The 26,249-nt window shown below is 59.4% G+C and carries 23 protein-coding genes; 14 read left to right on the plus strand and 9 right to left on the minus strand.

All coding sequences use genetic code 11. From position 1 onward, the window contains the following. Positions 1–5 precede the first annotated feature (5 nt). The 8 genes from QP995_RS05425 (at position 6) to QP995_RS05460 (ending at position 10,088) form a co-directional block, all read left to right on the plus strand. Complete coding sequence (locus QP995_RS05425; RefSeq protein ID WP_284853001.1) at positions 6–2,066, plus strand: glycosyltransferase; 2,061 nt, start codon at positions 6–8, stop codon at positions 2,064–2,066. After that, positions 2,050–2,640 (plus strand): phosphatase PAP2 family protein, encoded by a 591-nt coding sequence (locus QP995_RS05430; RefSeq protein ID WP_016421646.1) that lies wholly within the window; start codon positions 2,050–2,052, stop codon positions 2,638–2,640. Before QP995_RS05425 ends, QP995_RS05430 begins: the two co-directional genes overlap by 17 nt. A gap of 29 nt (positions 2,641–2,669) precedes the next feature. Continuing rightward, positions 2,670–3,689 carry a decaprenyl-phosphate phosphoribosyltransferase gene (locus tag QP995_RS05435; RefSeq protein WP_042388985.1) on the plus strand — a complete coding sequence of 340 codons (1,020 nt, stop codon included), beginning with the start codon at positions 2,670–2,672 and terminating at the stop codon, positions 3,687–3,689. Positions 3,690–4,150: 461 nt separating this feature from the next. After that, complete coding sequence (locus QP995_RS05440) at positions 4,151–5,194, plus strand: alpha/beta hydrolase (protein ID WP_070437281.1); 1,044 nt, start codon at positions 4,151–4,153, stop codon at positions 5,192–5,194. Positions 5,195–5,748: 554 nt separating this feature from the next. Next, on the plus strand, positions 5,749–7,860 hold the full coding sequence (locus QP995_RS05445; protein WP_070600978.1) for an alpha/beta hydrolase-fold protein: 2,112 nt from the start codon (positions 5,749–5,751) through the stop codon (positions 7,858–7,860). Positions 7,861–7,897: 37 nt separating this feature from the next. Continuing rightward, positions 7,898–8,386 (plus strand): DUF732 domain-containing protein, encoded by a 489-nt coding sequence (locus QP995_RS05450; protein WP_284853002.1) that lies wholly within the window; start codon positions 7,898–7,900, stop codon positions 8,384–8,386. Positions 8,387–8,391: 5 nt separating this feature from the next. Continuing rightward, positions 8,392–9,315 (plus strand): cutinase family protein, encoded by a 924-nt coding sequence (locus QP995_RS05455; protein WP_016421641.1) that lies wholly within the window; start codon positions 8,392–8,394, stop codon positions 9,313–9,315. A 215-nt stretch (positions 9,316–9,530) separates the two neighbouring features. Further along, positions 9,531–10,088 carry a TM2 domain-containing protein gene (locus QP995_RS05460; protein WP_016421640.1) on the plus strand — a complete coding sequence of 186 codons (558 nt, stop codon included), beginning with the start codon at positions 9,531–9,533 and terminating at the stop codon, positions 10,086–10,088. 18 nt (positions 10,089–10,106) lie between these two features. Here QP995_RS05460 and QP995_RS05465 read toward each other — a convergent pair whose 3' ends face one another. The 7 genes from QP995_RS05465 to trmB all read right to left on the minus strand — a co-directional run bounded on the left by QP995_RS05465 (position 10,107) and on the right by trmB (position 16,687). Continuing rightward, the gene (locus QP995_RS05465) at positions 10,107–11,471 is read right to left on the minus strand and encodes a PFL family protein (RefSeq protein ID WP_049193157.1); all 1,365 of its coding nucleotides are present in this window, start codon (positions 11,469–11,471) and stop codon (positions 10,107–10,109) included. 14 nt (positions 11,472–11,485) lie between these two features. Further along, on the minus strand, positions 11,486–11,755 hold the full coding sequence (locus QP995_RS05470; RefSeq protein ID WP_016421638.1) for an ACT domain-containing protein: 270 nt from the start codon (positions 11,753–11,755) through the stop codon (positions 11,486–11,488). Between the two features lie 244 nt (positions 11,756–11,999). After that, positions 12,000–13,526 (minus strand): peptide MFS transporter, encoded by a 1,527-nt coding sequence (locus tag QP995_RS05475; protein WP_070549948.1) that lies wholly within the window; start codon positions 13,524–13,526, stop codon positions 12,000–12,002. An 87-nt stretch (positions 13,527–13,613) separates the two neighbouring features. Further along, positions 13,614–13,985: a DUF3054 domain-containing protein gene (locus tag QP995_RS05480; RefSeq protein ID WP_016421636.1), complete on the minus strand. Its 372-nt coding sequence runs from the start codon at positions 13,983–13,985 to the stop codon at positions 13,614–13,616. Between the two features lie 62 nt (positions 13,986–14,047). Continuing rightward, complete coding sequence (locus QP995_RS05485) at positions 14,048–15,091, minus strand: lysylphosphatidylglycerol synthase transmembrane domain-containing protein (protein WP_016421635.1); 1,044 nt, start codon at positions 15,089–15,091, stop codon at positions 14,048–14,050. Positions 15,092–15,150: 59 nt separating this feature from the next. Next, positions 15,151–15,834, minus strand: coding sequence for an NYN domain-containing protein (locus QP995_RS05490; RefSeq protein WP_070566676.1), 684 nt, complete (start codon positions 15,832–15,834; stop codon positions 15,151–15,153). A gap of 4 nt (positions 15,835–15,838) precedes the next feature. Next, positions 15,839–16,687, minus strand: a complete 849-nt coding sequence (trmB, locus tag QP995_RS05495) for a tRNA (guanosine(46)-N7)-methyltransferase TrmB (protein WP_224784017.1) — start codon at positions 16,685–16,687, stop codon at positions 15,839–15,841. Positions 16,688–17,011: 324 nt separating this feature from the next. On the opposite strand from trmB, the gene QP995_RS05500 reads away from it, so the two are divergent. From QP995_RS05500 to QP995_RS05525, 6 genes are all read left to right on the plus strand, one after another. Further along, positions 17,012–17,554 (plus strand): hypothetical protein, encoded by a 543-nt coding sequence (locus tag QP995_RS05500; protein ID WP_049193159.1) that lies wholly within the window; start codon positions 17,012–17,014, stop codon positions 17,552–17,554. Then, positions 17,536–18,564: a hypothetical protein gene (locus QP995_RS05505; RefSeq protein WP_150960699.1), complete on the plus strand. Its 1,029-nt coding sequence runs from the start codon at positions 17,536–17,538 to the stop codon at positions 18,562–18,564. The genes QP995_RS05500 and QP995_RS05505 overlap by 19 nt, the downstream gene beginning before the upstream one ends. 34 nt (positions 18,565–18,598) lie before the next feature. Next, positions 18,599–19,024 (plus strand): DUF6802 family protein, encoded by a 426-nt coding sequence (locus QP995_RS05510; protein ID WP_070546519.1) that lies wholly within the window; start codon positions 18,599–18,601, stop codon positions 19,022–19,024. Between the two features lie 298 nt (positions 19,025–19,322). Continuing rightward, entirely contained in the window at positions 19,323–21,158 is a 1,836-nt protein-coding gene (locus QP995_RS05515; protein ID WP_070546521.1) for a phosphoenolpyruvate carboxykinase (GTP), read from the plus strand. A 112-nt stretch (positions 21,159–21,270) separates the two neighbouring features. Beyond that, complete coding sequence (locus QP995_RS05520; protein ID WP_284853003.1) at positions 21,271–21,744, plus strand: Rrf2 family transcriptional regulator; 474 nt, start codon at positions 21,271–21,273, stop codon at positions 21,742–21,744. A 191-nt stretch (positions 21,745–21,935) separates the two neighbouring features. Next, positions 21,936–23,132, plus strand: a complete 1,197-nt coding sequence (locus QP995_RS05525) for a globin domain-containing protein (RefSeq protein ID WP_070549953.1) — start codon at positions 21,936–21,938, stop codon at positions 23,130–23,132. Positions 23,133–23,247: 115 nt separating this feature from the next. On the opposite strand, the gene QP995_RS05530 is transcribed toward QP995_RS05525, so the two are convergent. Both QP995_RS05530 and betA read right to left on the minus strand, forming a co-directional pair. Next, positions 23,248–24,354 (minus strand): NAD(P)H-dependent flavin oxidoreductase, encoded by a 1,107-nt coding sequence (locus QP995_RS05530; protein WP_070437257.1) that lies wholly within the window; start codon positions 24,352–24,354, stop codon positions 23,248–23,250. 111 nt (positions 24,355–24,465) lie between these two features. Next, positions 24,466–26,205: a choline dehydrogenase gene (gene betA, locus QP995_RS05535; protein ID WP_049193170.1), complete on the minus strand. Its 1,740-nt coding sequence runs from the start codon at positions 26,203–26,205 to the stop codon at positions 24,466–24,468. Positions 26,206–26,249: the final 44 nt, after the last annotated feature.

Genomic DNA, 26,249 nt, shown 5'->3' on the forward strand with positions numbered 1-26,249 from the left:
GTCTCATGGCATCACAGCCTGAACAAAAGCGGACACATACCCCGACAACGTCGTCAAGCCTTGCCGTTGAACGCCTGCAGCGGATTTTGCTGCCAAAGTTGGGTGAGCCCCGTGATGTCCGCTCGCTCTACTTGGTTGAGCCGGAGACGAATGCCGGTCGCGTGCAAGCGCATTCGCGCACGTCAGCCACCATTCCGGCGGGTGATGAAGTTAGTTTTGAAACCTATTTCAATGCGTTTCCGGCCAGCTACTGGCGCCGGTGGACGAATCTGGACAATGTTGTCCTGCGCCTGGAGCTGTCCGGTACCGCGCGCGTGGACATCTACCGTTCGAAGATTGACGGTGCGCGCATCGCCGTGACCGGCGAAGTTGTCGGTGACCTGGGTGCGGCGGCTGAAGGCGCAGAAGCGAAGGTGGACGGCAAGGATGTGCATGTCTGCGAAATCCCAGTACCGCTGACGCAATTTGAAGACGGCGGCTGGATTTGGTTTGACCTCACCTGTGAGACGGACGTGGTAATCCACTCTGCAGGTTGGTATTCCGATATCGAGGCACCGCGCCAGACGTACCCGGACGGCACGGAGCACCCGGCGCCGGAGGGGCGCGTCACTATCGGCATCCCGACGTTCAATCGCCCGACCGATGCAGTTGCTGCTCTTGAGGCGCTGTCCTCGGATCCTGAAGTCGATGCCATCATCGATGCTGTTTTGATGCCTGACCAGGGCACCAAGCACCCGGCAGACGAGCCGGGCTTCGATGCTGTCGCCGAGCACTTTGGTGACCGCCTGCGTATCTTCCCACAGGGAAATCTCGGTGGTTCCGGCGGGTACTCCCGCATTATGTATGAGGCCCTGGGAGGTCCGGATTCGGATTCGAAGCGTGCGACCGATAGCCCGTTCATTCTCTACATGGATGACGACATCGCCATCGAACCGGATTCCATTCTGCGTGCGGTCGCTGTCGGCCGGTTCGCGAAGTCCCCGATGCTGGTCGGCGGTCAGATGCTGAACCTGCAGGAGCGCAGCCACTTGCACTCGATGGGTGAAGTCATCGGCCGCCATGACTTCATGTGGACTTCCGCTCCGCACGTCCACTATGACCACGACTTTTATGCGCACCCGCTGCGCGATCGCGGGGAGCATGGCACCAACGCAACCGGTGAGGTTGTTGATTCGAAGGACCTTCACCGTCGCATCGATGTTGAGTTCAACGGCTGGTGGATGTGCTTGATTCCGCGCGTCGCTGCTGAGACGATCGGTCAGCCGCTGCCACTGTTTATTAAGTGGGACGATGCCGAATACGGTTTGCGCGCAGGCAAGGCAGGCTTTCCGACGGCCACGTGGCCGGGCGTCGCAATTTGGCATATGGCCTGGTCGGACAAGGACGATGCGATTGATTGGCAGGCGTACTTCCACCTGCGCAACCGCTTGATCGTCGCGGCTCTCCAGCACGAGGGAGATGCTGCCGGTATCGTGCGTTCCATGCGCAAGGCCACATTCAAGCACCTCCTGTGCCTGGAGTACTCCACTGTTGCCATCCAAAACGAAGCCATGAAGGACTTCCTGGCAGGTCCGGAGCATCTGTTCGACATTCTCGAATCTTCGCTGCCGCGCATCAATGCCCTGCGCAAGAGCTTCCCCGACGCGGTTGTGCTGCCGAGTGCAGGCGATCTGCCAAAGCCCTCCGGTATTCCGGGGATTCCGACAAAGGATGTCGGTGGTCGCCTGGGCAAGCTGAAGAAGGTCGGTTGGCTGGCCAAGGGGCTGCTTCACAGCGTGCGCCCGGAAAACTCCGAGCACCATGCGGTGCCGCAGGCAAACCTGGCGCCGCTGGAGGCTCGTTGGTTCTCCCTGTCGCGTCTGGATGGCGCAACGGTCACCACCGCTGACGGCCGTGGCGTGGTGTATCGCCAACGTGACCGCGACAAGGCCAAGGCTCTGCTGGAAGAATCCTGGGAGCTGCAAAAGCAGGTTGAGGAGCGGTTCGAGCAAATGCAGGCACGCTACCGCGCAGCCTATGACGATCTGACCAGTAGGAAGGCCTGGGCGAATGTCTTCGAAAATTAAAGGCGATCCGTTCGGCGAGTCCGACGTTCTCGTTACTATTCAGCACACGCTTAACGACGTTCCGGGTGTGCTGCCCACCGCGCGTGCCATGAGCTATTTCGGTGAGCACGCCCTTGGGTGGATGGGGCTCGCTGCCCTCGGGGCGGCGGTGGATAAGGAGCGACGCATTGGCTGGGCAAAGGTCGGTGTATCCGCCTTTACCTCGCATGCGGCATCGGTGGTGCTTAAGCGCATTGTCCGTCGCCCGCGTCCCCATGACCGTCGTATAGCAATCGGCGTTGGTACGCCGAGCAAGCTGAGTTTCCCGTCCTCGCACGCGACGTCGACGACGGCGGCGCTGGTGGGGATTGCAAAGTTGGGTTACCCGGCAGCCCCGGCTGTGGGTGTGCCGGCAATCATGCTCTCCCGCCTGGTGCTGGGAGTGCATTACCCAACCGATGTCGCTCTCGGAGCAGCGCTGGGTACAGCCACTGCTCTTGCGGTGGACAAGATAGGTGATAAGGTCATCGAGCCGAAAAAGGCGCAGCATAACCAGGGTGGACAGCCCTCCATTGCGGAAAGGAATGCACAGTGACACAGGCGGAGAACGACAACTTGGCCAATGTGTCGGCCAACCAGAGGCGAGCTTCTCAATCAAGGATTGGGTCCGAGCCGCACACTTCCGGTATCGATGAGCCTGCGCACCCGCAGGGGCATCCGCCGAAGAATCTGCTGGACGGCATGATCAAGGCGCTTCGCCCGAAGCAGTGGGTGAAGAATGTCCTGGTCATTGCGGCTCCACTGGCGGCCGGCAACGAGATCATGGACTCGGGACGTTCGATCGGCACGCTGACCGTCGACATCCTGGTGGCGTTTGTGGCCTTCTGTTTGGCCGCATCGTCGATTTACTTGATTAATGATGCCCGCGATGTCGAAGCTGACCGCGCGCACCCAACCAAGCGCTTCCGCCCGATTGCCGCTGGCGTACTGCCGGTTAGCATGGCGTACATTATGGCGGTCGCACTGATTATTGGTTCGATTGCGGTGTCCTGGTTTGCCTCTGAGGGGCCGGGGCTAGCAATTGTTGTGGCTGTATACATTGCACTGCAGCTTGGTTACTGCTTTGGCCTGAAGCACCAGCCGGTGATTGATATTGCGCTGGTGTCCTCTGGTTTCATGCTGCGTGCAATGGCCGGTGGTGTTGCGGCCAACATCAACCTGTCCCAGTGGTTCTTGCTGGTTGCCGCCTTTGGTTCGCTGTTCATGGCAGCCGGTAAGCGTTACGCTGAGCTGCTGTTGGCGGAGCGCACAGGTAAGAAGATTCGTAAGTCGTTGCAGGGTTACACCGCGACTTACCTGCGCTTTGTGTGGACCCTCGCTGCGACCGCCGTGGTGCTGAGCTACGCGCTGTGGGGCTTTGAGATGGGCCGCGCGCCGGGCACTTCGTCGACTTCGGCTATTTGGTACGAGATCTCGATGGTTCCATTCACTGTGGCCATCCTGCGCTTCGCAGCCGACGTTGACCGTGGTGATGCGGGAAGCCCGGATGAGATTGCGCTCAAGGACCGTCCGCTGCAGGCACTGGCCGTACTGTGGCTGCTGTCCATTGCTATCGCTGTCTACGCTGTCCCGACTCTGGGGTAGTTCCCAGTTCTTTTCCCTTTAAGCGAACTGCGATTTCCGTCGGTTTTCTCGTCGGGTTCGGGTGGTAGCTGAAAGCCCATGCACCGAGGGGTGCATGGGCTTTTCTGTACCTCGTTAGTACTTAGGTTGTGTTTGGGGTTCTTGTAGGCGTGTTTTAGGTTTCTCAGTTAGTCCTACGGATCAGCCGGGGGCAGAATTACAATTTTGTAATTCCATGCTGGTAAACATTGTTTCTCCTTGTGGTGGATAGTTTTGGGGAGAAATGTGAGAAATATTACGGAATGATTACGATTTAAACTTGGATGTAGGGAAACGATTGAGTATCGTTACATACTCGAGATTCTTTTGTGGGGTCTCCAGTTGTCGCGTCACAACTGGAAGCAGAAAAGCGAAAGCTCGCGTAAGCGACTGCCTCCGAAAAGTCTGGCGCGGAGGTAAGTCCGAAAGTAAAGAGGAGAACGATGAGCTTTACTGCAGTGAGTCGTAACTTCACGGTGAAGGTCGTAGCTGCCCTTGTGGCTGTTGCAATGGTGTTTGGTGGCATCATGCTCGCATCCGCGAAGGATGCGAGTGCTGATCCAAACCGTGATCGACTGCGTCCAGGCTGTGAGTGGGATCCATACAACTGGTGGGTTCAGTACTGCCAGGTCTTCTCGCCGGCTATGAACCGCAATATTCCGGTTCAGATTAAGGCGGCTACTGGTGGCGGCGATGCGTCCCTGTACATGCTCGACGGTCTGTGGGGCTTTAATAAGGGCGCGTCCGGTTGGATTTGGTCGGGTCACATTGCTCAGACCTTCGCCAATGACAACATCACTCTGGTTGCGCCGGCTGCTGGCGACGGCTCCTTCTATGCCGACTGGAGCGATCCGGCCGTGACTTCCGAAGGGGTCAAGACTCAGAAGTGGGAAACCTTCCTGACTCAGGAGCTGCCGGTCTATCTGCAGCGTGAGTTTGGTGTCAACCCGAACCGCAACGCAATCGCTGGTCTGTCCATGGGTGCGGCTGCGGCGGTTTCTCTGGCGGCCCGCCACCGTGATCAGTTCAAGCAGGTTACTTCGCTGTCCGGTTACTACCAGATGTCCAACCCAGTTGTTGCTACGGGTACCACTGCAATGGTGGCTAGCACTGGTGTAGTGAATCCGACTGGCATGTGGGGTCTTCCGGTTCCGGCCTCGGCGGAACGCCAGGCCCATGACCCTTCGATGCTGCTCGACCAGCTCAAGGGGCTGCCGATGTATGTTTCCTCCGCCCAGGGTGTTCAGAGCCTGTGGAGTGATCCGGAGGTTTTGAACCGTCCGGTGCCACAGCTCCCTGACACCGTCTGGCGTGCCGTGATGGAGTCCGTCTCCCGCGCTTCGACGCAGCGCTTTGAGCAGGATGCTCGCGCTGCCGGCCTCAATGCGCAGTTTGTCTACAGCCCCAACGGTATCCACTCGTGGGAGCTGTGGGGCCGTGATGCCGCGCTTGCTCGCCCGCACATTCTTCGGGCGCTGGGGCTTTAAGCCGGTAATTATTTCAGGGCACTCTGGCGCTCTGGCGCGCTGGCCTAGTTCTGGTGCTGGATGACTTCTTAAAGGGACTAGCTTCTTAAGACGTCTCAATTTTGAAAAAGACCAATCCTTTTGTTGGGGTTGGTCTTTTTCTGTGTTGAGTCCGGTTTGGATGCTGAGCGGAAGGTGTGGGTAACGGCTTAAAGAGGGGCACAAAGAGTTGCGCTGTCAAAGCTTGAATTCAGTTCCGTTTGCGTGTGTCTCCACGGTTTTTACCCGTAAGAGGGTAAACATGAGAGTCGAACCTTAAAGTAAAGGGTGAAGCTATTCAGGTAGCTATACCGTTTGTTTCGCAGAACGTGTGTGAGATTCTTCGTGCAGCGGCATGCCGGAGGAGGGGAACCTTCGGATACGTTGCTGGTCACCACGTAATTCCGCGAAGTCGAACGGTAAACGCATAGCTCTAGCGCCGCGTGATGCTATCTGCAGGTGCCTAATCGGCGCCGGTGCAACACTCAACGTCTCAAATAATTTCAACCAGCGACTTTGTAAAGGGAAGCCCTCTTATGCGCGTAACCGCTAGATTCCCCCGTGGTGGCCTCGGCAACAGCCGGAAGTCATCGCGGGCGTTGACCGCACTTTTGGCACTACCGTTGACTCTCGCTCTCGGTGCCCCTGCTGCAGTGGCGGAACCGGAGCCAGCTCAGCCAGGTCTGCCTAGCTACGAGGAGCTTCAGGCCGTTCAGGGGCAGTTGGCTCAATCTGGAGACCTGGGAGACCTTGCTAAGGCCGCTGAAGCAGCGCAAGCTGCTGGTGCGCAGCTACCTGGCCTGGGTATGCCGAAGCCGATGCCAGGGCCGGAGCGTACGCCATTTAAAGTCGATACTCCCGCAGTGGCGAACCTCCCCAGCGGAGTCAGCGTAGACAAGGTCGAGTGGTACACAGATCACCACGTCATTGCGCACATTCGCTCGGCTGCCATGCCGGAGAAGCCAATCCAGGTTGAGATTTTGCTGCCGCGCGATTGGTACCGCGACAAGGAGCGCACATTCCCGAGCGTCTACCACCTTGACGGTATGGCATCGTTTGATGACTACTCCGGTTGGATTCGCGCTACTAATATCGAGCGCTTCTACGAGGACAAGAATGTCCTGGTGGTTATGCCTGCCGGCGGTACATCGTCCTTCTACTCTGACTGGGATCAGCCGGATAACGGTCAGAACTACAAGTGGGAGAGCTTCATCACTAAGGAGCTCGTGCCGGTTATCACCAACGGCTTCCGCGGCAACGATGAACGCGGCATTATCGGTATCTCCATGGGAGCTACCGGTGCTTACAACGTTGCAGCACACTCTCCGGAGCTGTGGAAGTTTGCCGGTAGCCTCTCTGGTTACCTGGATATGACTTCGCCGGGCATGCCGCAGGCAATCTCTCTGGCGATGAAGAACACCGGTGGCTATGACGCGACGAAGATGTGGGGCCCGCTCGGTTCGCAGCGTTGGAAGGACAATGATCCGAAGCTGAACATCGACAAGCTCAAGGGCATGTCGCTGTACATCTCGGCGGGTAACGGCAACACCGGTGAGTGGGACGTGCCGTCGCAGATCGATCCGACGAAGCCGGACAATCCGACCGGTTACGCATTGGAAGTGCTTTCCCGCATGACCAGTGAGACCTTCATCCGAAATGCTCGCGAAAAGGGCGTCGAGCCGGTTGTGAACTTCCGGAGCTCGGGTACTCACACCTGGCCGTACTGGCAATTCGAGGTCAGTCAGGCCTGGCCAACGCTGGCCGATGCACTGCAGTTGCCGGAGTCCGATCGTGGCGCGGTCTGCCGTGTAGGCGGCGAGATTGAGAAGGCCGTCGCATCGCTGCCAGGAATTGGCACCTGCCTGTCGGATGAGTATGGCGTCGCCAAGAATGGCGTGGCTCAGGACTTTACCGGCGGTACCGCCTACTGGCACCCGGATTCCGGGGCACATGTGGTCTGGGGGCGCATCGGTTCGCGTTACAACGAGCTCGGTGGTCCGTCCTCGCCGCTCGGCTACCCAGTGACCAACGAACTGGCTACGCCGGATGGCTCGGGACGCTTCGTTCACTTCGAAAAGGGTTCGATTTACTGGACTCCGGAAGGCGGAGCCCACGAAGTCACCGGCGACATTATGAACGTCTGGGGCAAGGCCGGCTTCGAGACCGGTCCGCTGGGCTACCCAGTCGCCAACCACCGCGATATTCCGGGCGGTGTCGCCCAGGACTTCCAGGGTGGCACCATCGTCAAGATCGGCGGCGAAGAACCTCGCATCGTGCGTGGTGAAATCGGCCGTGTCTACAAGGAGCTCGGTGGCGCTGAGTCCGATCTGGGTCTGCCTGTCGACGGCGACGAGGTCAAGCTCGCCCGCGGCGCTTTCCAGCGCTTCGAACACGGTGCCATTTACTGGACTCCGGAAACTGGTGCACAGCCGGTGCGCTCCAACGACATCACTGACCACTGGGGCAGCACTGGCTACGAGAATGGACCGTTCGGCTACCCGGTCGGCCCACTGCAGCCAGTCAAGGCCGGCGGTCTTGAGCAGCAGTTCGAGGGTGGCTGGATCCGTCAGCTCAACGGCAAGATTGTCGAAGAGCGCAATAAGCCAGATGCACCGGCCCCAGCCGCCGACAACGCTGATGACAAGTAAGCCAACCAAAGCAGGGCACTGAGTAGGGGATAGACAAATGTCCATGAACAAGTCCTTCCGGACACTGGCTACAACCACAGCTGTTGCGCTGCTGACCTTCGGAGTGGCCGCCTGTGGCAGTTCCACAGTGGAATCTTCGGAGGTCACCTCGTCACCGACTACGAAGACCTCCACGACGTCGTCAAGCACGAAGACTTCTGCGCCGAAGTCGAGCGAAAAGTCTGCGCCGGAGATCACAGATCCCCAAGCTAAGCGCGTGGACGAAGCGCCCGATGGGCAGATGAAGCTCAGCGAGGCGGACGATTCATACCTCGGAGCGCTGGAAAAAGCGGGAATCGATGTTGATGGGGTGGAGGATCAGCTCATCGGCACTGGCCGCGCGGCATGCGCGGACGCACCGGAGGAGGAGCGTGAAGTCATCGCGCTGGCGATTGCCGGGCAGCTGGTCGCCCAGGGGCGCTCACAGGAAAGCGCTGAGGAAGTGGCGAAGACTATTGCAAGCTCCGCTAAAAAGGCGTATTGCTAGCACTCATGCGTAAAGTGCTGACAATTCTGGCGGTCATTGTGCTGGTGGCCGCTATTGGCTTCGGCGTAGTGCAATGGCTTAACGACGACCAAGGCGGTCAAACCCCACCGACCCCCGGTGACGATGGCGGGGTTCTGGCCGAACAACCCGAGTGGTGCCCGGCGGTAGAAGTTATCGCTGTGCCCGGAACTGCAGAATCGCGTGCTGACGATGATCCGATGGCCCCGACCGCGAACCCGCATTCGCTGCTGCTTGGCCTGACGAACTCGATCTCAGGGGCCTACTCGGAGGGCGATGTCAAGGTCTGGACTACGCCGTACCCGGCACAGATTAAGACGCATCAGCTGCCCGACCAACTCACTTACGATGATTCGCAGGCAGTCGGGCGCGATGTCACCGCTAAGGAAATGGCTGACTTGCACGGGCAGTGTCCGCTGACGGACTTCGTCCTGATGGGCTTCTCCCAGGGTGCCGCTATTGCAGGTGATTTGGCCTCTGACATCGGCAATGGCCGCGGTGTTGTTCCGGCCGAGCGCATTGCGGGCGTGGCTCTGTTGGGTGACCCGCGGCGTGACCCCAATCAGGGCGTGAACCAGGGCGTTCCGCTGGCTGGTGTGGGCGTCGAGCTGTCATTGCAGCCGCTCGGCGGTATTGTGCAGGCTGTGGTTCCGGGCGCAACGATGCGCGGTCCACGAGACGGCTTTGGGCCTCTTAATGACAAGGTCCAGAATGTCTGCGTGCCATCGGACTCCTTCTGTGATGTGCCTCCGGGAGTGGCCGATGCGATTGCACGAGCGCAGGAGATGATTACCGGCGCGGGTGCGCACGCGACCTACGCCACGAATGATGCGGCAATTCCGGGGACGACTCCGCTGGCCTGGACTGAGGGTTGGGCTCGCGAACTGATTGAGCAATCGCTGGCGCGGTAGTCGAGGCAGCTCACAATGTGCGAGACGCCCCCGACGGGGACTTGCTGTTAGAATCTTGCTCAAGAACTGGTGTTTAATATTCCAAAACAACAGTTTCACTAAAATTTCGAAAGAAATTGACAAAGTTGCAGGAAGCAGTCTGACGGAACCGGTTATTATCGCCCAAGGAACTGCTGTTCATGACCGGGGAAATCTAGGCGAAAAGGTAGGGTGCAATGACGAATCCGACAAACCCATATGGAGATTTCGACGAAGACGGTATGCCGAGGTCCAAGGGGAAGTTCGCTAACAGCTCGGGTGCTTACAGCTCCGGTATGCCGTACTCGGATCCATACCCACCGCAGCAGCCGAACGTGGGGCAGGGCTATCAGGACCCGAGCCAGCACAATTTCCACAACGGGTACTCGAATCCGTATCAGAGTGGTTACCCAAACCAGCAGGCGCCGGCGTATTCCGCTGGCTTCGGCGGCCCGAACCCGCACCAGGGCTACGGGGTGGCAGGTTCCCCTGTCTCGGATAAGTCCAAGATTGCAGCGGCTCTGCTTGCTTTCTTCCTGGGCACCCTGGGTGTTCACAATTTCTACTTGGGGCACAACTCGCGTGGTGCTATTCAGCTAGCACTGACGGTATTCGGCTGGATTACCGCCATCTTCCTGGTTGGCTTCTTCCTCATTATCGGCGTCAGCATTTGGGCATTTATCGAGTTCATTTTGATTCTCGTCGGTAGCGGCTCCTACGCCTATGACGCAAATGGGCGCCGCCTGCAATCGTAGGAGCCTCGTCCGAATCCGCTAGTTCCTGAAGCCGTGCACCGGCGCGGGGATGTAGCCGCCGCGGGCAATGAACTCGGCATTGCCCTTGGCATTGACATCAATGACCGGCGCGTAGCCGAGCAGACCACCGAAGTTCACCTCATCGCCCGGCTTGGTACCCGGCACCGGAATGAGGCGGGCTGCGGTGGTCTTGTGGTTCATCACACCGATGGCGGCCTCGTCGGCAATCATGCCGGAAATCGTGGTCGCAGGCGTGTCGCCGGGAATCGCGATCATGTCGAAGCCCACCGAGCAAATAGAGGTCATCGCCTCCAGCTTGTCCATGCTGATCGACCCCGCGCGCACAGCATCAATCATGCCCTTGTCCTCAGAGACCGGAATGAACGACCCGGACAGTCCACCGACGCGTGAACACGCCATCAGGCCGCCTTTCTTCACGGCGTCGTTAAGCAGTGCCAGCGCGGCAGTGGTGCCGTGCGTGCCGACCTGCTCCAACCCCATATGCTCGAGAATATGAGCGACGGAGTCGCCCATCTCGGCGGTCGGCGCGAGCGAGAGATCCACGATGCCAAAAGGCACGCCCAGGCGCTCCGACGCCATCGTGCCGACCAGCTGACCCGTGCGTGTGATCTTGAACGCTGCCTTCTTAATCTCCTCGGCGACTTCGTTAAAGCTGGCGCCATGCAGATCGCCGAGCGCGCGATCGACCACACCCGGACCCGAAACGCCGACAGAAACGACACAATCTGGCTCCCCGACACCGTGGAACGCGCCGGCCATGAAGGGGTTGTCGCCCACCGCATTGGCGAAAACCACCAGTTTTGCGCAGGCAATCGAGCTGCGGTCGGCGGTCTGCGCCGCAGCTTCCTTCACCACTTCGCCCATGCGGCGCACTGCATCCATGTTGATGCCCGCGCGTGACGACGCTACGTTGACCGAGCTGCACACCAATTCGGTCTCGCTAAGAGCGTGGGGAATGGAGTCGATGAGCCGCTTCTCGCTGGTCGTCGCGCCCTTTTCGACGAGCGCCGAGTAGCCGCCGAGGAAGTTCACGCCAGAATCGCGGGCGGCGCGGTCCAGTGCCTTGGCCACCACGGTGGGGTCGCCTTCGCAACCGGCCGTGATGAGGGAAACTGGTGTGACGGAGATGCGCTTATTGACGATCGGAATGCCCAGCTCCGCCTCGATACCCTCGCAGACCTCCACGAGGCGAGCGGCCTGCCTGGTTACGCGGTCATACACCGCCTGTGCGGTGGCTTCCATTTCAGAGCGAGAGCACTCGAGCAGGGAAATGCCCATGGTGACCGTCCGGATATCCAGACGGTACTTCTCGATCATGTCAATAGTGTCGAGGAACTTAGATTGCGCGAAGTTGAAATCCATCCTGGTCGCGCCCTTTAAATCTCGTTGACGGCGTTGAATAGCGCCTCAGACTGGATTCGAATGACAAGCCCCTCCCGCTTGCCGACGGAATCCATGTAACCCTGCAGCGTGCTGATGGGGGTGGCCTTCTCGTTGAACTCCACCCGCAGGATCATGGTGAACCATTTATCCATGAGGGTCTGGGAAACATCGACGATGTTGACGTCCTGCTCCGCCAGAGCAGTGGTGACGGCGGCGATGATGCCGGTGTGATCCTCGCCGGTGACGGTAATGATGGCAAACATGGCCTCAATTTTAGCCGGTGGGGAGGTGGGGAAAATCTGTGGATGGCGGTTGTGCTGGTGGCGAGTTTGTGGCGAAGCATGTTCAGAGCCACCCAAAAAACACTTCACGACACCTATGTCACCTCGTGCCATCTGTGGAGGCGGCATGAGGTGACATAGGTGTCGTGAAGTGGGGAGGAGGGGGAGGGGCGTGGGCGTGAGCGTGGGCTGTGCCAGAGCGAGGGGCAGCCCTACGGAGCCAGCCCTATCGGACGTCGACGAACTCCTTGACAATCCACTTGCGCAGGGCGAGCAGAATCAAGCCCAGGACAACCGAGGCGATACCCAGGGTGATGAAGAAGGTGTTCTCAGCAGCGGCATCCTCATAGTTGTAGAAGCCGGCCAGGGTGCCTGCCAGCGAAGTACCCATAGCGACTGCCATCAGCCAGACGGCCATCATGCGCGACGGGAATGCTGCCGGAGCGACCTTGGTAGCAAGGGCGTTGCCGACCGGGCTCAGCATGAGCTCACCCATGGTGAACAGGAAGAGAATCCAGATAATCGCATACAGCGGAGTGGAGTTCTCACCGCCACCGGAGAATGGGATGAAGAAGAACAGCGAGATACCGATGATGATGTTGGCGACACCGAACTTCACTGGGGTGGACCACTGGCGGTCACCAAGCTTGGACCAGGCGGCTGCAAAGACCATCGAGAAGGCGATGATGAAGATCGGGTTGATCGAGTTAATCCAGGCCGGGGACATTTCCCAACCGAAGATCTCGCGGTCGAGGCGGATGTCCGAGTAGATGGCCAGCACCGTGAACTGCTGCTGGAAGATACCGAAGAACAGCACGCCTGAGACGAACATCGGGATGAAACCGACCAGGCGAGTCTTCTCCGATTTCGTCGTAAGTGGCGAGGAGTACATCTGCCACCACAGCACCACAGCGGCGATCAGTGCAATCACTGTGACCACAGTGGAAAGAGTCGTGACCGGAACAATTCCGGTGGAAACCAGCGTAACCGAGACAACAGTGATGACCACTGCAATGCCAATCCATACCGGGTACTGCTTCTTCGGCAGTGGGTTCGGAATCTCATGGCCGGCCTCGGCGATGGTGGACTTGCGCATCAGGATGTACTGAATCAGACCGGCAGCCATACCGATAGCGGCCAGGCCGAAGCCCCAGTGGAAGCCCTTCATTCCCCAGATCCAGCCGGTGAGCAGTGGGCCGAACAGGGCACCGATATTGACGCCCATGTAGAAGATGGAGAAGCCGGCGTCACGACGCGGGTCGTCCTTGGCGTAGAGCTGACCCAGCACGACCTGTGCGTTGGTCTTCACGCCGCCGGAGCCGATTGCGATGGAGACAAGGCCAATAGCCAGGCCAATCACGCCGGGGATGAATGCCAAGGAGATGTGGCCAAACATGACCAGGATGGCGGAGTAGAACAGTGTCCGCTCCGAGCCAAGGATACGGTCGGCAACCAGAGAGGCAACGAGTGCGGCCATGTAGACAAGACCGCCGTAAGCACCGACGATGGAGGTAGCAGCACCCTTGTCCAGGCCGAGACCGCCCTGAGTGGTCTCGTAGTACATGTAGAAAGCCAGGATGGCCTGCATGCCGTAGAAGCTGAAGCGCTCCCACATTTCGATGCCGAAGAGGTTGGCGAGACCCCACGGTTGGCCCATGAACGTGCGTTCTTCGCTGGACCCTGCGGGGTTGTGAGTTCGTTGGGTCTCAGCAGTTGGTTGATTGCCGAGAGCCTCGTCTGAAGATTTGTCCATTCTTCAATTATCGAGGCGGAGTGCAAAAATTAAAAACCAGATTTAGTCAGTGAACTAAACCGAAGGGTTAGGGACGGGTCCGAAGGCTTAGTCCAGAGACTTACGAGCAACCGCATTCGACGCTGCTCGCCAACCCAGCAGCAGCAAGGCGCTCATGACTGAGGCAACCAGAATGAAGGACCAGTGCGGGACTGCCGAATTGCGGGTGGCCCACACAGCTAGGCCGACGACGACAGTGCCGAGCCACACAATTGCGCCTGAACTCACTGCACGCGGGTTCGGCTCGTTCTTAATCAGCGCGGTGCCCAGGAGGACACCGAATGCGAACGGCCACCAGGTATCGAGGATATTGATGAAGGTAAAAGGATCCTCGGGAGTGTTGTGAGCCAGACGTGCCAACACGGCGAAAATAAAGATGGCGAGGATGTCAATCAAGAACGTCGATACGCGTGTGTTCATGCTTCTTAGTCTAGCGACCCCTCAGATTGGTGGGTGACCAGCGACCAGCGGCGAGGAAGCCATTAGCGGTCAGCGACTGGCTGATGCTCGGGCTGATCCTTGTGGTCGAAGCCGAGGGCGTAGATAATCCAGCCCACAATTGCCACCAGGACGAAGGAAACGATGCGGTAGACCAGCACCGCTGCAAAGGCCTCGGCGCCGGTGGTGCCGCCTGCGATGAGAGCCGCGGTCAAAGCGGCCTCGACAGTGCCGATGCCGCCCGGTGTGGCCTGGATGAAACCTGCGAGCTTGCCGGTTACGAAAGCCAGCAGCACCTTCGTAGCGGAGATGTCATCGACACCAACGGCACGGATGGCGGCGTAGAGACAGACAATTTCCGCGACCCAGTTGATAAAGGACCAGGTGAAGGAAAGAGCCAAAGTTTGCACGGGCAACTTCACGCTGGTCAGCTGTTTGACGGACTCTTCAAGTCGGTCGACATCGGTGTCCGCGGGCTTCTTTCGAATCTTGTTAAAGACACGCAGACACCACGCGCCTGTCTTGTTGAGAAAAGCCGGGTTCTGCGAAATCCGCCACAGCAAAATGGTGGCTAGTAAAACCGCAATTGCCATAGCGATGAGCACTGCGGTCGTGCCACCCTGTCCGACGAAGAAGAGGCTGCCAAGCCCCAGAAATGCCAGACCTAAAAACGACAACGCGCCCGAAAAAAGCACGAACCAGCTGACAAGGACCGCGGATGCGCCCCACTGCATCATGCGCTTAATCTGCAGCGCCGTGGAGAATGCGGCACCACCGGGAACGGTGACCGCCCACGCGTTGGATGCGAGGGTTAGCGCATTGGTGCTACGGCGAGTGGCTGCTTTTACGCCTCCAGCTCGCAACAGCAGACGCATCACTTCCGCCATCGCGTAGAGCGAAAAAGCCACGGAAAAAATGGCGATGAACAGCCACTTAGCATCGACATCCGCAAGGATTTGGAGCCCCTGGACGACGCTGTCCCAGTTTCTTACCGTCAGGACGATACCGGCAATCACGAGGGCCACGAGGATTATCGATCGTAGCCAGCTCGAATTGCCGGTTTTGAGGACTTTTTTAAGTCGTGACATAAATAAGAAGCCTGTTCGTCTTCCTGTTCGTCTCCCTAGACGTCGCCGCGGTGGTCTCCCTAGTCGTCGTTCTTACCGTCGCGCTCCTTGAGCAACGACGTGAGCGGACGGAACGGCTGCAGCCACGCACCGCCATCTGGCAGGCGGTCGAGGTCGATACGCGGTAGCGGCTCGCGGAAGACGCCCTTGATTTCCTCCAGGTCAACGAAGCGAATCGCATCGGAGGTCAGCGCCCAGGAAGCATGCTCGTGAAAACCGATGACGGTTACCGGAATCCCTTCGGAGGCGAGCTTTTCCAGCAGCTCCTGGAAGTTCTGGCCATCGGCGGACGCAACGACGACGCTGCGCAACACGCCCTCGTCGTAACGCCGTTGGATGTGCGCAATCATGTCGGGGTCAACGTCGGTGTCCTCTTCGATCTTCGGCTTTGCGAAGACCGCGAAACCGACATTGCGCAGGGCCTCGACCCAGGGGCGGACAATCTCCGCAGAGCCCGGGTTGACGTTGGTGAAGACCGTGGCTTCGGGGAGGACATCGGAGCCGATTTTCTTGGATACGCGCTCGGCTTCGTCGATAAGCCATTTACCCACGGCGTCGAAGCGCGGGCGGTGCGCGGCGGTCGGGCGGGAGCCAAGGATAGCGCCGAGCCCCATGTCCAAGTTCGGGGCGTCCCATACGAGCAGTGCGGTGGGGTGCGTCTCGGTGGTGTTGTAGCTGGCAGAGGTGTTCTGGGTAGTGCTCATGTTCCTATGCCTCTTTCTTGCGCCAGATGAACTCGTGGATGTCGTGGTCGAGGTTCAGGCCGCGGGCTTCGAACTTGGTCGTCGGTCGGTCGAGAAGCATGGGGGATTCCGGCCACGGCCAGGCGATGGGCTCGAGCGTCGGCTCGACCTCGCGGAGTTCCTCAATCCATTCCGCGTAGTCCGCGTGGTCGGTGGCGGCGTGGAAAATGCCGCCGGGCTTCAGACGCGAAGAGATCAGGCGCAACGTGCCGGACTGCACAATGCGGCGCTTGTGGTGGCGTGCCTTCGGCCACGGGTCCGGGAAGAACAGGCGCACGCCGGCCAGCGACTCCGGCTCGATCATGCGCTGCAAAACCTCGACGCCGTCGCCGCGGACCATGCGGATGTTCGACACCTCATTGCGCACGGTGGCAGAGAGCAGTTTCGCGAGGCCAGGGCGGTAAAGCTCAACTGCGATGATGTTGTGGTCCGGTTCTTGCGGAGCCATAGCCACGGTGGACGTGCCGGTGCCGCAGCCAATCTCGACGATGGTCGGGCCCTTGCGGCCAAACCATTCCTCCACGTCAATGACTTCGTCGGAGAGGACCTTGCCGTAAGTGTCCCAGTTGTCTTCCCAGATTTTTTCCTGGTTGGGGGTCAAAGTGCCGCGGCGGAAGGACAGATTGCCGATGCGCGGGTAGTCAAGACCGTCGTCGAATTGGGTCTTTTCCGGACGACCTGCAGGCAATTCGCCCTTCTTCGGCTGGCGCTCATGCGGCTGTTCCGCCTGCTCGTCTCCGCGAGTTGGCAATGGTTCAGATTCCTGCGAAACCGCAGGCTGTTCGATATTTTCAGAAAAATCAGAAGTAGTCACGTTCCCTATTGTCCACGACATCGGCCAACTATCCAATCATTGCCCCTAGGATTTTTGTTGTTGTCCTGGCGGTTTCACTTCGGTTGACGATGCCGCGTCGTCCCGAACTGGCGGCATGGCGGGGAAAGTTGTTTTGTCGACTTGCCGAATCCGCGGTCCGCTGTAGGCTGAACGCGAAGCCGCGCTTATTTGTTGGTTGAAGCGGCGCTTGGGGTCTGCCTAGCGCAGCGTTTCAGGGCGCGGAATCTGGCTCACGGGCCGTATGGGGGTTACGCAGGTTTTAACTAAACCACGCAGGGGCTTTATGGGAGGGGACTAGGCCGAATGGACCTTATTTCCGCAACTGATGTCACGGAAACAACACAGCCGTCAACGGGATCTACATCGTCGTCGTTGCGCGCTGCCGTGGTGGACTGGCTGTCATCACGGCAGGCCGCGCACTCGGACACCGCTAACACGAGCGGCGCGGAGGTGTGCGTCGCCAAGGCGCTTGAGCGCGAGAAACGGCCACCGATAATCTGCGCGCGATTGCGCAGGGGCGTGCGCGAAACCGCTGTGCGCGAGGCATTTTCGCAATGTCACGCGGAGCTGGCCGACAAGCTGCCCGCCCCTGTCGCGCTGGTCATCGAGCAACAACCGATTCGCCATTCGCTTGCCGACGAGTATTGCGACATCTCCACAAACGAGACAGCTGAACACACTTTTTTGTTCAGCTCCGCGTTGCGGAAGATTGCTGAACGCTACGGTGCGGAAGACGAATCACGCGATGATGACGGGCTACTCGCAGTGCAGTTGACTGAGATCGCGGCAGCCTTTCCCGCGGCTAGAGACAGCCTGGAGGAGTTGCTATGGCAACACCGGACGTAGTTGAGCCACGCCCGGTCTCGGCGGAGGGGTCTGAGCAGCCACCGCTCCTTGTCACCAAAGCTGGGGATGCAGCGGACCGCGCGGACCTCTCGCAGATCGTTGACACTGCGATGCCGCCACGTCGGCTGGAGTTTGTGGATAAACGCAGCGCCGTCGTGCTCTATGTTGCAGACAGCGAGGTGCAGCCCACGCGGGAGTGTGTCAGCACGGTTGCAGCAATTAGCCAGGCCACCGGTCGCGTTGCAGTTGGCCTGATTGGCAATGGTGAGTATGTCGAGGCCTGGCGTCAGGAAATCGACAGCACAATCCCGATGGGAGCGCTGGACGAGAGGATGGCCAGAACCCTGGTTCTGCTGGCAGAAGGCCCGCCCAGAAACTCGGGGGAAACACTGAGTGCGCGCCGGGCTCGAAATGTGCGAGCTCAGCTGGCGCAGGAGCGATCGCGCGGAGCCGGGGCGGCGGCGCGATTGCAGCGGAAGATGCAGTTGGCAGCTGAGAGTGCAGTGCGGGATGCGCTCCAGGAAGTGGCTGACGGCCCCGCGGGTGACCAAGCGGAACTTCAGGGCCGTGCCGAAATTGCAGCGACGCGGCTGCAGCAGCGGTGTGGCGACGAATTGGGCCTTCATGTGGAAATCCCGGTGCCCGCTCCAGAAAGTCCGGCTCGCCCCAGTTATGCCATGGACACTCTGGTGGCGGTGGCATCGCTTGGCGTGGCGGTCGGCGCAGTGCGGATCGTCCACGGATTGCTGATGTGGATTGGGGTGCCGACGCTTGCGGCGCAGCTGGTCGCACTCGCAATAGGCCTCGGTGTTGCGGTGGTGGCGGTGAGCGCAACGATTCGTCGTAACGCACGCCAACGCACCTCGCAGTGGCGGGCAAATTACCTTGCCCATCTGCGGCGAAAATGGACACAGTCCGTGGAGATGACGGTGCGCGAAGCCATTGGTGCGCGGGGTCCGGGATGGCGAATAGAGCAGCTGGCGGAGTACACCGGAACGCCTGCACGATAGCTGTGACAGCGAAGAGAAATAGGGGGATATCACGATGGATGAGTTTTCTTTACTGCAGTACTTTTCCGATCAACCCGCGTCCGATGGCGGGGTGGAGGCGCGTTCGCCCGCTACGCCGTGTGGTTTGGAGGCGGCGACACCGATTGATGGGCAGTCGGCGGACGTTGGTGGTGCCGGGCTGGTTGTGGAGGTCGATGGGCAGCTCTACGACCTCGGCGACGACGAGGGGTCAATTACGCTTGCCGACGATTCCGGGTTGTCAATCTATTCAGATCTGGACGGTGACGGCACGGTGGATCACGTTACGACGGTCCGTTTTGACGGCACTTGGGAGTCTTGGAGCAGTGATGATGTGAGGGCTGCTGACGCGATGGGCGGAGCAGCAGTGGAACCGGCATCAGCCGCGGGGAAGTGGGATGCGTATTCATGGGAGCAATCCGCTCGGGGCAGCTGGGACTAACGACTTTGGGAACGCTGCGCACGGGGGTACCCGTGTCTCGGTTGCTTACAAATGGGGGTAACTGCCCGCAAGGGGTTAATGGTTGTAAATTTATATGGTGAGGCTGGCCTTGGTCCCTGGTTATGGCCGTAAATGAACAGGTCGCAAGAATGGGGCGGGGAAAATTATTTGTTGTAAAGCTGTGATGTAACGGCTTGCAAATGCGGGAACGAGCCGATTGTCGATGTGGGGCCCGGCAACTTTCGGTATCCCCCGGTAGCCTTAAATTAAGACGCGAATCAATGAGTCAGGAGAACTGATGTCCGCACCTTCTATTCCTGGTCTCGAGGGCCAGGCCCCGACCGAGAACGCCGAACTGCTGCGCTGGATTGCTGAGGTCGTAGAACTGACCCAGCCAGACAAGGTTGTCTTTGCTGATGGCTCGGAAGAAGAGTGGAACCGCCTTACCCAGGACCTGGTTGATAAGGGAACTCTTATCAAGCTGAATGAGGAAAAGCGCCCGAACTCTTTCCTTGCCCGCTCTAACCCGAAGGACGTTGCTCGTGTGGAGTCCCGCACGTTCATCGCTTCTGAAAAGGAAGAGGACGCTGGCCCGACCAATAACTGGGCGGATCCGGTCGAGCTGAAGAAGGAAATGACCGAGCACTACCGCGGTTCCATGAAGGGCCGCACCATGTTCGTCGTTCCGTTCTGCATGGGTCCGATCACCGACCCGGAGCCGAAGCTGGGCGTTCAGCTGACCGACTCGGAGTACGTGGTTCTCTCTATGCGAATCATGACCCGCATGGGTCAGGATGCCCTGGACAAGATTGGCCCGGACGGAGACTTCGTCCACGCTCTGCACTCCGTTGGCGCTCCGCTGGAGGAGGGCCAGGAGGACGTTGCATGGCCGTGCAACGATGAGAAGTACATCACCCAGTTCCCGGAGACCAAGGAGATTTGGTCCTACGGTTCCGGCTACGGCGGAAACGCCATCCTGGCCAAGAAGTGCTACGCACTGCGTATCGCTTCGGTCATGGCCAAGGAAGAGGGCTGGATGGCTGAGCACATGCTCATCCTGAAGCTCACTAATCCGGAGGGCAAGGCCTACCACATCGCCGCTGCATTCCCGTCTGCATGTGGTAAGACCAACCTGGCTATGCTGACTCCGACCATCGAGGGCTGGAAGGCCGAGGTCGTCGGCGACGACATTGCATGGCTGAAGTTCGGTGAGGACGGTCGCCTGTACGCTGTTAACCCGGAGAACGGCTTCTTCGGTGTTGCACCGGGCACCAACTACTCCTCCAACCCGAACGCCATGAAGACCATGGAGGCCGGTAACACCCTGTTCACCAACGTCGCGCTGACCGACGATGGTGACGTCTGGTGGGAAGGCATGGAAGGCAAGCCGGAGCACCTCATTGACTGGAAGGGCAATGACTGGACTCCGGATTCCGACGAGCTGTCCTCGCACCCGAACTCCCGTTACTGCACCCCGATTTCGCAGTGCCCGGTCGCCGCACCGGAGTACGACGATCCGCAGGGTGTCCCGATCGACGCCATCCTGTTCGGTGGTCGCCGCCCGGACACTGTGCCGCTGGTGACCCAGGCACTGTCCTGGAACCACGCAACCTTCATCGGTGCAACCCTGGCTTCCGGCCAGACCGCTGCTTCCGCTGAGGCCAAGGTCGGTTCCCTGCGCCATGACCCGATGGCAATGCTGCCGTTCATTGGCTACAACGTCGGTGACTACCTGCAGCACTGGATTGACATGGGTGTCAAGGGCGGCGACAAGATGCCAGAGGTCTTCCTGGTCAACTGGTTCCGCCGCGGCGAAGACGGCCGCTTCCTGTGGCCGGGCTTCGGTGACAACTCTCGCGTTCTCAAGTGGATCATTGACCGCATTGAGGGCCGTGTTGGCGCCAAGGAGACCGTTGTTGGTCACACCGCTAAGGCAGAGGACCTGGACCTGACTGGCCTGGACATCGACTTTGAAGATGTCAAGGAAGCCCTGAAGGCACCGGCTGCTAAGTGGCAGGGTGACCTGCCGGACAACGAGGAGTGGCTGAAGTTCCTCGGCGACCGCGTTCCGCAGGAAGTCTGGGACGAGTTCGAGGCTCTGAAGGCTCGTATCGAGAAGAGCCTGCAGGACTAAGATCTTGCTAGCTAGCCTTGCTAAAAGCTAGAACATAGAACCACCCCCTTGTTGCCCGAAGTGGCTGGCAAGGGGGTGGTTTGTGCAGTACAACGATGAAGGGTGACACGCAATGCAATTAACGCTTTTCTCTGATTTGAGCCTGCGTGTCATCACTTTGATGGCGATGGGGGAGCCGGGACGGAAGTACACCGCTGCTGAGGTGGCGGAGTCTCTCAATGCGTCTCGCGCGCATGTTTCCAAGGTTGTCTCGCGGCTTGTGGAGCTCGGCTTCTTGGAAGCGGTCAAGGGGCGCAATGGTGGCATCTATCTGCGAGATTCGGCTACGGAAAAATCCGTCGGCAAGCTGCTGCGCACTCTGGAAAACAACGAGGTCGTCGATTGTGTCGGCACTGACTGCCCATTACTGCCGACGTGCCTGTTGCGTGGCAAGTTAGCGGCTGCACAGGAGGCGTTCTTCGCCGCACTGGATCCGGTGTTGATTGCTGATCTCATTCCGCCCAAATCGGCTAATGGTGCGGATGCCAATCGCCCCGAGGGAGACGGTCCGCAGGGGAGTACCCAGCTCAATATTCGTCCGGTTTAGGTGCAGAGCTGAAGGCCTGACCGCGGGTTGAAAAAGCTAAAAATGGTGCTGTCGAAGTTTTCTGGTGAAGTTTTCGACATTGCCATTTGTGCAGTTCAAGACGGGTAAAACTCAACCGCATAGAGTAGTTAGGGACACCATTGGGTGATAATACGCAAACGGAATGCGCAATATGGTGTTATTGTGAAGTCATGCCAAACCTGAATGTCAACAAGAACGGCCTGACCCCAGAGCAGGCTGAAGTCATCACCCAAACCCTGCCCGTTGTCGGTGCCAACATCGAGAAAATCACGCCGAACTTCTATAACCGGATGTTCGCTGCTCACCCGGAGCTCATTGCCGATACCTTCAACCGCGGCAACCAGAAGCAGGGTGCTCAGCAGAAGGCGCTGGCGGCATCCGTCGCTACCTTCGCAGCTACCCTGGTCGACCCAGATGCTCCCGCCCCGGAAGAACTGCTTTCCCGCATCGGCCACAAGCACATCTCCGTTGGTATCAAGCCGGAGCAGTACCCAATCGTACACAAGCACCTCTTCGATGCCATCGAGGAAATCCTCACCCCAGAGGTCTTTCAGGGAGCTGTCCGCGATGCGTGGGATGCCGTCTACCTGGAGATGGAGCGTGTTCTCATCAACTTCGAGAAGGGGCTCTATGACGACCTCGGTGTCGAAGCAGGCGATGTCTTCCGCGCCGCTCACGTCGTCTCCCGTGAAGAGCGCGGTGATGACGTCGCAGTGTTCTCCGTCAAGCTTGACGACGAAACCCCCGTTTCCTACCTCCCAGGACAGTACATCTCTGTGCGCCAGACCATGCCGGACGGCGCCGGCCAGCTACGGCAATACTCTCTGGTCGGCGGCGAGGAAGGTGTTCTGACCTTCGCGGTTCGTCGTGTCGATGCCTCCGAGGACCTGCCGGCTGGCGAAGTTTCCACACAGCTGTGGGAAAAGGTGCAGCCGGGCGATGCCATCGAAATTTCTCTGCCTGCAGGTGACCTGGTGTTGGATACAAAGTCCGATGACCCGGTAGTGCTCATTTCCGCAGGTATTGGCGCCACCCCCATGATCGGCATGCTGGATGCCCTGGTGGCCGCCGACTCTAAGCGTGATGTTGTCGTCCTCCACGCGGACCGCGCCGAGAACACCGACGCACTGCGTGCAGAACGCAATAACGCAGTCTCTGCGCTAGCCAATGCCCGCCAGCAGGTGTGGTACGAGCCGGATTTGATGAATCTGGCTGATACGGAGCTGCCGGAGGGTGCTCAGTTCTACCTCTGTGGTGGCAATGGTTTCCTGCAGGCCATTCGCCAGCAGCTCGCCGATCGCGGTATTGACCGCAATAACGTTCACTTCGAGCTGTTCAGCCCGAACGATTGGCTGCTCGATGCCTAACGCCACAACTGCGCCGTCGGCATAAAAGCCATCGTCACAAATAAAGCCGAATGACCAGCGACGATGTATGCCCGGGGCTGGTCATTGTGCTGTTTGTAGCATCGGCGGCTTCGTATTACTCGGCCAAGCCGGAAAGCTCCGCAACAACCTCGCCCGCATATTGAACCTCGCACTGCGCAAACCCAATACCTGCCCATAAGTTGAGATATTCAGAATCGCCGGCCTTATTCGCCGCGCCTCGAATCGGCGTGGTCAAGTAGTGCAGTTGTGGGTAAAGTTCCGGCGCGATCCTAGAAAACTCCCGGGTAAACGTGTTCTCGATGGCACGCGCTGGCTTGCCGGAAAAAGCATGAGTCAAAACGGTGTCACGCCCCACCAAATCACGCAGTGCCCGTCGGTGCGTCTCCTTCGTACCCGCCTCCGCGGTGGTGAGGAACCGTGTGCCAGCTTGCACAGCCACCGCGCCGGCTTCCACAAGCTTGACGACGTCCTCTCGGTTACCCACCCCACCAGCGGCGATGATAGGTACATCGGTTACCGCACATGCTTCGGTGACTGCTTGGGCGAGCTCTTCTACAGAGGCCCCAATGCTGTCGGACGAATCCTTCCCCTTCACAAATGCGCGGTGCCCACCCGCAGCTAGTCCCTGCAGGACAATGCGATCAGCGCCAGCCTTCGCCGCCGCCTGTATACCCTCAATTGAGGTCGCATTCAAAATCACTTTGCGGCCTGATTCCTTTACCCGAGCAATGACCTCGTTATCTGGGTAGCCAAAGGTAAAGGAGACGAACTTCAGGGCATCGGGATTGGGCAGAAAGTCATCAGCGAGAATTGCCTCGACTTTCGCCGAGAAGTAGTCATCTGACCAGGTCGGAGTGTCAGGCAAGTCGATGTCGAAGTGGGCAGCGGCCGGCGCCAGACGATTACGAAAAGCGGTCCACTGAGCAAGTTCCTCCTCTGAGGTTCCGATACCGGCGTCAGCGGTGTTGGGGCAGAAGAGGTTGATGCCGAAACCTTTGCCGTCGTCAAGCAGTGTGCACGTCTGGTGTGCCTGTTCAGTGAGCTTTTCGACAGTGAGGTAGCCGGCGGCAAGGGTGCCAAGCCCGCCAGCATTGGAAACGGCAGCGACGAGTTCGGGCGTGGATGGGCCACCGGCCATCGGTGCCAAAATGATTGATGAGCGTCGGAGGTTTTCGAGTGTCTGCGAGGTTGTACTGCTCATAAGGGCGAGAGTAACACTAAGGCCGGATTCCCCCGCGTGGGAGAACCCGGCCGGTTCCGACGAGCGACGTTGCGCAATAGACGTCGCGCTACCGCCTCAAAAACTCAAGAACTACTTGGTGCTCTCCGGCGGATCCAGCGGCATACCCTGGCCAGCGCGGTAGAACGGAATGTCCTGCGGTGCCAGCGGGGTCTTGCCGGCGATGAGATCAGCGGCCTTTTCGGCAATCATCATGGTCGGTGCGTAGATATTGCCATTGGTGATGCCCGGCATGACCGAAGCGTCAACCACGTAGAGGCCCTCGGTGCCGTGAACCTGCATGGTTTCCGGATCGACCACGGCCATCTCGTCGGAGGCCGGCCCCATCTTGCAGGTGCAGGATGGGTGCAGTGCGGTCTCGGCGTCCTTGCGGACCCACTCGAGAATCTCCTCGTCGGTCTGCACATCTGCACCCGGGGAAATCTCGCCGTCGGTGTACTCCTTCATTGCCGGAGTGTCCAGCAGCTTACGGGAGACCTTCACAGCCTCGACCCATTCACGGCGGTCCTGATCAGTGGACAGGTAGTTGAACAGAATCGACGGCTTGACCTTGATGTCCGAGGAGGTGATGTGGACATGGCCACGGGCATCCGAGTACATCGGACCAACGTGGAACTGGAAACCGTGCGGGCTATCGATCTTCGTGCCGTCGTAACGCATGGCCAGCGGCAGGAAGTGGAACATCAGGTTCGGGTAGGGCTCGTTGTCGTTGGAGCGCGCGAAACCGCCACCCTCGAAGTGCGACGTTGCCACCGGGCCCTTGTGGGTGAGCAGCCACCACAGGCCAATGAACGGCCAACGCCACTTCTCCAGGTACGGCTGTGAAGACACCGGCTGGGTGGCGTTGTACTGAATGTAGACCTCCAGGTGGTCCTGCAGGTTTTCGCCGACACCAGGCAGGTGCTTGACGACGTTCACTCCGGCGGCATTCAAGACCTTCTCATCGCCAATGCCGGAGACCTCGAGCAGCTGCGGAGAGTTGAAAGCGCCACCGCAGAGGATGACCTTGTCTGCTCGCACCTGACGTGTGCGCCCCTTCCAGGCGTACTCCACGCCGACGGCCTTGGTGCCCTCGAAGAGAATGCGGGTGGCTTCTGCGCGGGTGCGAAGCTCCAGATTTGGACGCTGCAGAGCCGGGTGCAGGTATGCGCGGGCAGCGGAGAGGCGACGGCCCTTGTCGATGTTCGCGTCGAAGGGGCCGAAGCCCTCCTGGCGGTAGCCGTTGACGTCCGGGGTGTAGTTGTAGCCGGCCTGCTGGACAGACTTGAAGAAGGCCTTGAACAGCGGAGAATCGGCCGGACCGCGCTTCATGCGCAGTGGGCCGTCGTGGCCACGGCGCGGGTCGTCCTTGTCGGAGCCGAGTGCATTTTCCATGCGCTTGAAGTACGGCAGAACGTGGTTCCAGCCCCAGTTCTCCAGCCCCTTGGTGTCGCCCCACTTGTCGTAGTCCATGGGGTTACCGCGCTGGTAAATTTGGCCGTTGATGGAGGAGGAGCCGCCGACGACCTTGCCGCGGGCGTGGTAGATGCGGCGACCGTTCATCTCCGGTTCCGGCTCGGATTCGTACTTCCAGTCGTAGTACTTGTTACCGATTGGGAAGGAGAACGCCGAAGGCATGTGAATGTAGAGATCCCAGAGGGAGTCCATGCGGCCGGCCTCGAGTACGAGCACCTGCTGAGTGTGGTCTGCGGACAGCCGGTTAGCCAGCACAGAGCCGGCAGAGCCCGCGCCAACGATGACGACGTCGCGGTGTTCGACTGTGGTGTTGCCATTCTTTTTACCGAAGTTGAAGACAGCCGGGAAAGCTCCCATGTTCTGGTGTACCTCCGTAGGTTGTTTGCCGATGCATATCGGAA

The sequence above is a fragment of the Corynebacterium sp. MSK032 genome (genome assembly GCF_030232065.1).
Lineage (GTDB): Bacteria > Actinomycetota > Actinomycetes > Mycobacteriales > Mycobacteriaceae > Corynebacterium > Corynebacterium jeikeium_D.